Below are 8,811 nucleotides of genomic sequence, written 5' to 3' on the forward strand. Positions count from 1 at the left end.
ATGCACGTCAAAGGGGATGTCCACGCCGGAGCGGCGCGACAGGAACGAACCTATCCCCGCCCACTGACAACGGCCCACGAGCGGCCTGGGAGCGGCCTGGGAACCGGCTGCGAAAGGGGCCTGACGGTGGGTGAACTCACCACCAGTAGGCGGGGTACCGCGGTGCGTCCCTGCGGATGCGGGACGCGGTGAAGGCTGTCAGGACGAGCAGGACCGTGGCGCCGAGGAGCAGCGGGACGAACCGTCCCGGCGCGGGCGACTGGAGCACGATGACGACGGCGGTCGCGCAGGCCGGGGAGTGCGGGGTCCGGGCCAGGGTCGTCAGCGCGAGGGCGACACCGGCGGCGACCGCGGCGGCCCAGGTGCTGCCGCCCGCCGTGGCCGCGACCGCGTATCCGGCGGCGGCCCCCAGCAGGTGTCCGACGACCACGCTGCGGGGCTGGGCGAGGGGAAGGGTGGGAGCGCAGTGCACCAGGGCGGCGCTCGCGGCCAGCGGAGGTATGAGTACCGGCTCGTGGATGGCGGCGCCGATCGCGACGAGACCCAGCAGGGCGGCCGTCGCCGCGGTGACGCTGTGGAAGGCGGCCGCGGGCGGGGGCGCGGCCGGAGCCCGGCCGATGATCCTCGGCCTGCGGGGGCCGGAGGGGTGGGCGGAATCCGTGGCGTCGGCTGCGGTACGGCGTGCGGTGTCGGTGCTCATGTGATGCGGCGTTTCCGGGCGGGCGGCCGGGGGCCGCGCAGGGCAGGGCAGGAGTCGGGGGCGACGGTCGTACGGGACTCTGTGGTCGACAGTCGGCCCGGTCATGCGCGTGGCCCTGGTGCGGCGACGCAACCGATCACCACTCTAACCAGCGGTTTCACCTCGGAGGGGGCGGGGTCGGCGCGGTGTCCGCCACCCATGCAGCGTAAAATAGGGCGAATGAACACACTCCGGTACGAGCTGGTGTTCTCTGACGGCGCGGGTTCGGCCCGGGATGTCGTGACCGTGGAGCGCACCCTCTCCAAAGGACCCGGTGGTCATCCGGTGTACTCCGACCGGACGGGCATCATCCGGGCGGAGATCAGCGACCGGGGCGAGGTGCGTGTGCTCGCCTCCGGCGGCCATCAGGAACCCGCCCAGAGCGTCGCGGCGCGGCCTCTCCCCGACGCAGATCCGACGGACGCGGATCCGACGGACGCGAAACCGGCGGACGGGAATCCGGCGGACGCGGGCCCGGAGGGCGGCTCAGGCCCACGCCCGTGATACCGCGAGCACGCACCCGCGAGGACACACCCGCGAGCACGGACAGCACGGAGAGCCCCCCGTCCACGGGGACGGAGGGCTCTCCTGGTCCGGCCCCGCGGGGGATTCGGGGCCGGGGCCGGTCGGGTGGGGGCTGCGGATCCGGCGGGCGCTACTTGGTCGGGAGCTCGTCCGCGAGCGGGCGGTCGATCGCCATGATCCAGCGGTTGTCGCCGGTGCGCCGCATGACGTCGGTGCAGGTGCCCGTGATGATCTGGCGCCCGCCCTGCTCGTCCGCGACGTCGAGGCGGAATTCGACGATCACCAGCGAGACGTCACCGGCGACGTAGTTCTGCACGACCTTCGAGTCGAGCTTGGGGCCGGTCTTCAGCAGGTCGATGATGCCCTGCCGGCGCTCCGCGCCCGTCAGCGGGCTGCCCGTGAGGTTCGAGATCGCGTCGTCACGGTAGAGGGTGTCGAAGATGGCGCCGTCGCCCGAGTTGAAGGCGTCGATGAACGCCTGGTTCTGCTGCTCCACGTCGTCGGTGAGGACGAGGTTGGCGAGATCGGTGGTGGTCATGGTGATGACTGCTCCCTGTTCGTTGGTGCTTTCTCTGGTGTTCCGGTCGAATCCGGCGCGCTCCGGGCCGTCCGGGCCGTGCCCGGTCGCTCCGATCCACGCCGGCTGGGACGGGGAGTCCGACGGCACGCCGACCGTATGCGGCGGCGCCCCACCCCCCATCCACCGTGAGGTAATCGCCGATCCGGCGCGGATCACCCCTCGGTCATCGGTGGCGCCGGGAAGTAGCCGACCTCGGTGAAGAAGTCGACGTACCTGCCGAACAGCTGCTTGGTCACGGGCGGGCAGTGCACGCCGCTTCCCGCGAGCACCTCCAGCGTGTCGGTGATGTCCATCGGCGGGTAGAAGCCGGAGCTGTCCGCGGTCAGCAGCTCGAAGGCGTCGAGCAGCGGCACGAGTGCGTTGCCCCGGTCGGAGCGCACGCGCTCCAGCCAGGCTTCCCGGTCCAGTTCACCCAGCGGGTATCCGAACGACCGCAGATGGTCGGCGGCTTCGGCGAACGTCAGCTCGCTCGGGTTGTAGAGGTGGAACGTCCGTCCCACCGCACCCTCCCGGCCCGACATCGCAAGGAGGGCCGCGCTGACGTAGTCCACGGGCATCAGGTGGACGGGCCCCACCATCCCCTCCGGGACCGAGCCGGCCTGCAGGATGCCCTTGAGGCTCAGCCACACGAAGTCCCGTGTCTGGCAGGCCCCGTTGAGCTGGTCACCGGAGATCACGTCGACGCGGTAGACGGAGACCGGCAGGCCTCGCTCCCGGGCCGTTCCGATGAGCTGCTCGCACACCCATTTGCTCTGGACGTATCCGGTGGGAAGCGAATCGGCCGGGCCGGTCGGCGCGTCAGGCGCGAGGGCGGCACCACCGCTGTCGGCGCCGGAGAAGACCCCGGTCGTCGACACGTAGTGGACGGGCACCGAACGGTTCCGGGCCGCGAGCCGCAGGACCTCGATCGTGCCGGAGACGTTGGCCGCCTTCAAGTCCTCGTACGGATGGAGCCAGTTGACCGAGGCACCGACGTGGTAGACGACGTCGGTCTCGCGGCTGAGCCGGTCGAACTCCCTCTCGTCGAGGCCGAGAAGAGGCCGGGCGAGGTCGCCGACGACGACGTCGATCCGGCTCTCGTCGATCTCCTCCGCGATGCGGTACCAGTCCAGGTTGGCGCGCAGCCGGTCCCGGGCGTCGGCCGGGTCCGCGCCCCGCACGAGCACCCGCACGCGGGCGGTCGTGGTCCGCAGGAGGTCGCGCAGGACGAACGCGCCGAGGAAGCCGGTGGCCCCGGTCAGGAACACCGTCGTGGGGTCCGTGGCGACCCGGGTGACCTCACCCTCGGGCCGTACGTCCTCGGGGAGTACGGTCTCGGCCGCGAAGTCCACGGCGTGTGCCGCGCCCGTGCCGTCACCCTTGGCCGCCCCCGCCGGTCCGGTGCCGCTGCCCGCCGCTCCTTCCAGCAGGACCGTACGGAGGTACTCCGCGAGCGCCGCGGGGGTCGGGTGGTCGTAGACCAGCGTGGCGGGGAGCCTGACGCCCGCGACGTCGTCGAGCCGGTTGCGGAGTTCCACGGCGGTCAGCGAGTCGAAGCCGAGCGACGGGAACGGCAGGTCGCCGGCGATGCCCGCCGGGTCGGGGTGACCGAGCACGGCACCGACCTCTGCCCGGACGACCGCAAGGAGGTACGCGAGCTGCTCGGCCTCGGTCATCCCGCCCAGGTGACGGCCGGAGGCGGCGCCGGGGCCGGCGGCGTTCCGGGCGGTGCCACGGGTGGGGGCGCCCGCGAGCGCGGACAGCAGCAGCGGCGCCCGGCCGGGGTTCTCCCGCAGGGCGGCTACGTCCAGCGGGGTGCCGACGAGCGCCGGCAGCCCCTGCGCGAGGGCGGCGTCGAGGATCGACGGCCCGCGCTCGGCCGTGACGGGCCGGAAGCCGGCCCGGGCGATGCGCCGGAGGTCGGCCTCGTCCAGGTCCCCGGTCATGCCGCCGGACTGCTCCCACAGGCCCCAGGCGACGGAGGTCGCGGGCAGGCCGCGGGCCGCGCGGTGCTCGGCGAGGCCGTCGAGGAACGCGTTGGCCGCGGCGTAGGGGGCCTGGCCCGCGCCACCGATCACGCCCGCGAGGGAGGAGAACAGCACGAAGGCGGAGAGGTCGAGGCCGCGGGTCAGCTCGTGCAGGTTCCAGGCGGCGTCGGCCTTCGGCCGCAGCACCGCGTCCAGCCGCTCCGGTGTCTGGTCCGCGATCAGGCCGTCGTCCAGGACACCGGCCATGTGGACGACACCGGTCAGCGGGCGGTCCGCCGGGACGTCGGCGAGGACCCGCGCGAGCGCGTCCCGGTCGGCGGCGTCGGCGGCGGCGACCGTGACCCGGGCACCGAGCCGCGTCAGCTCGTCGACCAACTCCCTTACACCGTGTGCCTGTTCGCCGCGCCGACTGGTGAGGAGCAGATCCCTCACCCCGTGGCGGGTCACCAGGTGGCGCGCGAAGAGCGCGCCGAGGGAACCGGTGCCGCCGGTGATCAGGACCGTACCGTCAGGGTTCCAGGCCCCCGACGGACGGCTGTCCGGCGCGGCCGGCACCCGGCGCATCCGGGGCCGGAGCACCCGGCCGTCGCGGAGCGCGAGCTGCGCCTCGCCGACACCCGCGCCGGTCAGCAGCGGAAGCACGGCGTCCGAGGCCGGGGACCCATCGGTGTCGACGAGCACGATGCGTCCCGGGTGCTCGGACTGGGCCGAGCGCACCAGGCCCCAGACGGCGGATGCCGCGAGGTCGGTCACGTCCTCGGTACGGGTCGTGACCGCGCCCCGTGTGAGGACGACGAGCCGGGTCCGGGCGAGCCGGTCGTCGGCCAGCCACTCCTGGACCAGGGCGAGCGCGTGACGCGCGGCCCGGTGGGCGGAACCGGGCAGGACCCCGCTCTGGGCGCCCCCGGTGGGGGCGAGCACGGCGAGCAGCGGCTGCTCGCCCTCGCCGGACCGCGCGGCCTCCCCCGCGGCCGGGACGTCGGGCAGTCGCCGGGCGCCGGGCAGGAGGGCGTCGAGCTGGGGCGTACGAGTGCCGAGCACGCCCCAGGTCGCGGTGCCGTCCTGGGCCCCGGCAAGGCCGACGGGTGCCCAGGCGACCTCGAAGAGGGCGTCGTGCTCGCGCGCCCCGGCGGCCACACGGGGCTCGGCGGAGCCGAAGCCGAGCGAGGCGATCGTGGCGACGGGCCGGCCCGTCGCGTCGGCGAGGTACGCGGCGAGGGTGCCGTCACCGGCGGGCGTCAGACGCACGCGGACGAGGGAGGCGCCGGTGGCGTACAGCCGCACCCCTCGCCACGCGACGACGAGGCGCCCGGCCGGGGTTCCGGAGGCTTGGGCGGAGACCGCCGCGGCGGGGACTTCAGTGGCCCCTCCTTGCGGGGCAGACGGCTGGGGCGTCGGCTCGGCGGTCGACTGGGGGACAGTCGGCGCGGCCGCTGACTCGGCGCTGGTCGGCTCGGAGGCCGGCTCAGCGGGGGTCAGCTCGGAAGCCGACACGGCAGGGGTCAGCTCGGAAGCCGGCTGCGCCGCGGCCGTGAGCGGGGCCGCGTGCAGGGCCGCGTCCAGCAGGGCGGGGTGCAGGCCGAAGTCGCCGGGCAGGGCGCGGTTCCGGGCTTCTGCCGGCAGGCGTACCTCGGCGTACAGGTCGTCCCCGAGCCGCCATGCGGCGCTCACGCCCCGGAAGCCGGGGCCGTAGGCCGGCCCGTCGGCCGCGAGCCGCTCGTAGGCGCCCTCCAGGTCGAGCGCGGTCGCGCCCTCCGGTGGCCAGTTCTCCAGCGCGAAGTCCGGCTCGGAGGCCTCCACGCCGATGCGGCCGCGCCCTGCGAGCGACCACGTGACGTCACCGGCCTCGGGGCGGGTGTGGACCGTGACCGTACGCCGTCCCCACTCGTCCGCGACACCCACGCCGACCTGTACCCGCAGCCCGGCTCCGGCGTCCACCCCCGGCAGCGCCTCGACGGAGAACTCGTCGAGGACGGTGGCGCCGAACTCGTCGCCGGCGCGCACCACCAGTTCCACGAGGGCGGCGGGCGGCAGGACGGTCGCACCGTCCACGACATGGTCGGTCAGCCAGGGGTGGGAGTGCCGGGTGATCAGGCTGGTGAAGAGCGCCTCGTCGCCGTGCGGTCCGTGCGGGCCCTGCGATCCGGTCGGACCGTTCGGGCCCGCGACGGTCACGGCCGCGCCGAGGAGGGGGTGGCCGACGGCGTCGAGGCCCAGGCTCACGGCATCGGTGGCGGCCGAGACCGGCTCGTACCAGTAGCGCTCCTGCTGGAAGGCGTACGTCGGCAGGTCGACCCGCCGCACCCCGGAGCCCTCGAAGACGGCCTCCCAGTCGGGCGCGGCACCCCGCACGTACGCCTCGCCGGCCGAGGTCCAGAACCTCTCCTGGCCGCCCTCGTCGCGCCGCAGGGTGCCGACGACGGTGGCGGTGCGGCCGGCGTCCTCGGCGATGTCCTGGACCCCGGTCACGAGAACCGGATGGGCGCTCGCCTCCACGAACGTACCGAAGCCCTGGCCGAGGAGGGCCCGGACGGCCCGCTCCAGCTCGACGGTCTGCCGGAGGTTCCGGTACCAGTAGCCGGCGTCCAGCTCGGGCCCCTCGACCCAGTCCCCGGTCACGGTGGAAAGCATCGGAATATCCGACTGACGTGGGGTCACCTCGGCAAGCAGGGAGGACAGTTCGTCTTCGAGCAGCTCCACGTACGCCGAGTGCGAGGCGTAGTCGACCGGGACGCGACGCGCCCGTATCCCGTCTCGCCGGGCCTCCGCGAGGAACTCGTCGAGCGCCTCGTTCTCGCCGGAGACGACCACGGAGCGCGGGCCGTTGACGGCGGCGAGCTGGATCCTGCCCTCCCACGGCACGGTCCGCTCGCGGACCTCCGGCGCGGGCAGGGCCACGGACACCATGCCGCCGAGACCGGCGAGGACCCGGCCGATCGCCTGGCTGCGCAGCGCCACCACGCGGGCGCCGTCCCGGAGGGTCAGCACCCCGGCCACGGTGGCCGCCGCGATCTCGCCCTGCGAGTGTCCGGCCACGGCCTCGGGGCGCACGCCCCGGGAACGCCACAGCTCGGCCAGGGCCACCATCACCGCCCACAGGACGGGCTGGACGACATCGACACGGTCCAGGCCGGGGGCGCCGTCGGCGCCGCGCAGGACGTCCTGGAGCGACCAGTCGGTGAACTCGGCCAGCGCCTCGGCGCAGGCGTCGATGCGGGCCGCGAACTCCGGGGAGGTGTCCATCAGGTCGACGGCCATCCCGGCCCACTGCGAGCCCTGGCCGGGGAACAGGAACACGGTCTTGCCGGACCGGCCCGCGCTCCCGGTGACCAGGCCGGCGGAGGGTTCCCCGCCGGCGAGGGCGTGGAGCCGCGCCAGCCGGGTCTCCCGGTCGGCGCCGACGATCGACGCCCGCTCGGGGAGGGCGGCCCGCGTGGTCGCGAGGGAGAACGCCACGTCCTGGTCGGCGAGTTCGGGCCGCTCGGCGAGGTGGGCCGCAAGGCGGCGCGCCTGGTCGCGCAGCGCGGGCCGGGACTTGGCGGACAGCACCCACGGCGCGGCCGGTCCGCCCGCCACCGCCGCCTCGGGGCCAGTGATGTCCACCGGCACCTCTTCGAGGATGACGTGGGCGTTGGTGCCGCTGACTCCGAAGGAGGAGACCGCCGCGCGGCGCGGCCGGTCGAGGTCGGGCCAGGCCCGTTCCTCGGTGAGGAGTTCGACGGCGCCCGCACGCCAGTCGACCACGGGGGTGGGCTCGTCGACGTGGAGCGTCCTCGGCATCGTGCCGTGGCGCATGGCCTGGATCATCTTGATGACACCGCCGACGCCGGCCGCGGCGACGGTGTGCCCGATGTTGGACTTGAGCGAGCCGAGCCGCAGCGGACGGTCGGCGGGGCGGCCCTGCCCGTAGGTGGCGAGGAGCGCCTGCGCCTCGATCGGGTCGCCGAGCCGCGTCGCGGTGCCGTGCGCCTCGACGATGTCGACGTCCGCGGTGGTCAGTCCGGCGTCGGCGAGCGCGCCCTTGATGACCCGTTCCTGCGAGGGGCCGTTGGGGGCGGTGAGGCCGTTGGACGCGCCGTCCTGGTTGACGGCGGAGCCTCGGATCACCGCGAGGACGCGGTGCCCGTTCCGTCGCGCGTCGGACAGCTTCTCGACGAGGACCAGGCCGACGCCCTCGGACCATCCGGTGCCGGCGGCCGACGCGGCGAAGGAGCGGCAACGGCCGTCGGCGGAGAGCCCGTTCTGGCGGGAGAAGTCGACGAATCCGCCGGGGTGGCCGTTGACCGTCACGCCGCCGGCGACCGCGAGAGCCGACTCGCCCGAGCGTACGGACTGCACGGCGAGGTGCAGCGCCACCAGCGAGGACGAGCAGGCGGTGTCGAGCGAGACGGCCGGGCCCTCGAAGCCGAACGAGTAGGCGATGCGGCCGGACGCCACACTTCCCAGCTTGCTCGTCATGAGGTACCCCTCGAACTCCTCCGGTCCGTCGAGGCCGAGGTAGCTCTGCTCGACGATGCCGGCGAAGACGCCGGTGCTGCTGCCCCGGAGGGCCGTCGGGTCGATGCCCGCGTCCTCGAACAGCTCCCAGGCCGTCTCCAGGAGCACCCTGTGCTGCGGGTCCATGGCGAGCGCCTCGCGCGGCGAGATCCCGAAGAAGCCCGCGTCGAAGCGGGTCGCTCCCTCCAGGAAGCCGCCTTCCTTGGTGTACGTCCGGCCTGGTGTCCCGGGCTCGGGGTCGTACAGCGCGTCGACGTCCCAGCCGCGGTCGGCGGGCCACTCGGTGATGGCGTCGCGCCCCTCTGCCACGAGGTTCCACAGGTCGTCGGGGGAGGCGACGCCGCCCGGGTAGCGGCAGGCCATACCGACGATGGCGACGGGCTCGGACGCCGCCGACTCCAGCTCGGCGAGCCGCCGGCGGGTCTTCTGCAGGTCCACCGTGACGCGTTTGAGGTAGTCGACGAGTTTGTCTTCGTTGTTCATGGTCTTGCGGTCTCCCAGGT

General features: G+C 74.2%; 3 protein-coding genes and 1 pseudogene. 1 reads left to right on the forward strand and 3 read right to left on the reverse strand.

Annotated features, from left to right (window positions below; all coding sequences use genetic code 11):
* Window positions 1-136: 136 nt before the first annotated feature.
* Window positions 137-700: an HPP family protein gene (locus DEJ46_RS03640; protein WP_150264131.1), complete on the reverse strand. Its 564-nt coding sequence runs from the start codon at window positions 698-700 to the stop codon at window positions 137-139.
* Between the two features lie 219 nt (window positions 701-919).
* Here DEJ46_RS03640 and DEJ46_RS03645 point away from each other — a divergent pair.
* Window positions 920-1,141: pseudogene (locus tag DEJ46_RS03645) on the forward strand (DUF6296 family protein); the annotation flags it as partial.
* Window positions 1,142-1,394: 253 nt separating this feature from the next.
* On the opposite strand, the gene DEJ46_RS03650 reads toward DEJ46_RS03645, so the two are convergent.
* Together DEJ46_RS03650 and DEJ46_RS03655 are read right to left on the reverse strand one after the other, a co-directional pair.
* The gene (locus DEJ46_RS03650; protein WP_150264132.1) at window positions 1,395-1,802 is read right to left on the reverse strand and encodes a YybH family protein; all 408 of its coding nucleotides are present in this window, start codon (window positions 1,800-1,802) and stop codon (window positions 1,395-1,397) included.
* Window positions 1,803-1,996: 194 nt separating this feature from the next.
* Window positions 1,997-8,791 carry a type I polyketide synthase gene (locus DEJ46_RS03655; RefSeq protein ID WP_150264133.1) on the reverse strand — a complete coding sequence of 2,265 codons (6,795 nt, stop codon included), beginning with the start codon at window positions 8,789-8,791 and terminating at the stop codon, window positions 1,997-1,999.
* Window positions 8,792-8,811 lie beyond the last annotated feature (20 nt).

Origin of the sequence: Streptomyces venezuelae (assembly GCF_008642375.1) — a bacterium.
GTDB classification, from domain to species: Bacteria; Actinomycetota; Actinomycetes; order Streptomycetales; family Streptomycetaceae; genus Streptomyces; species Streptomyces venezuelae_G.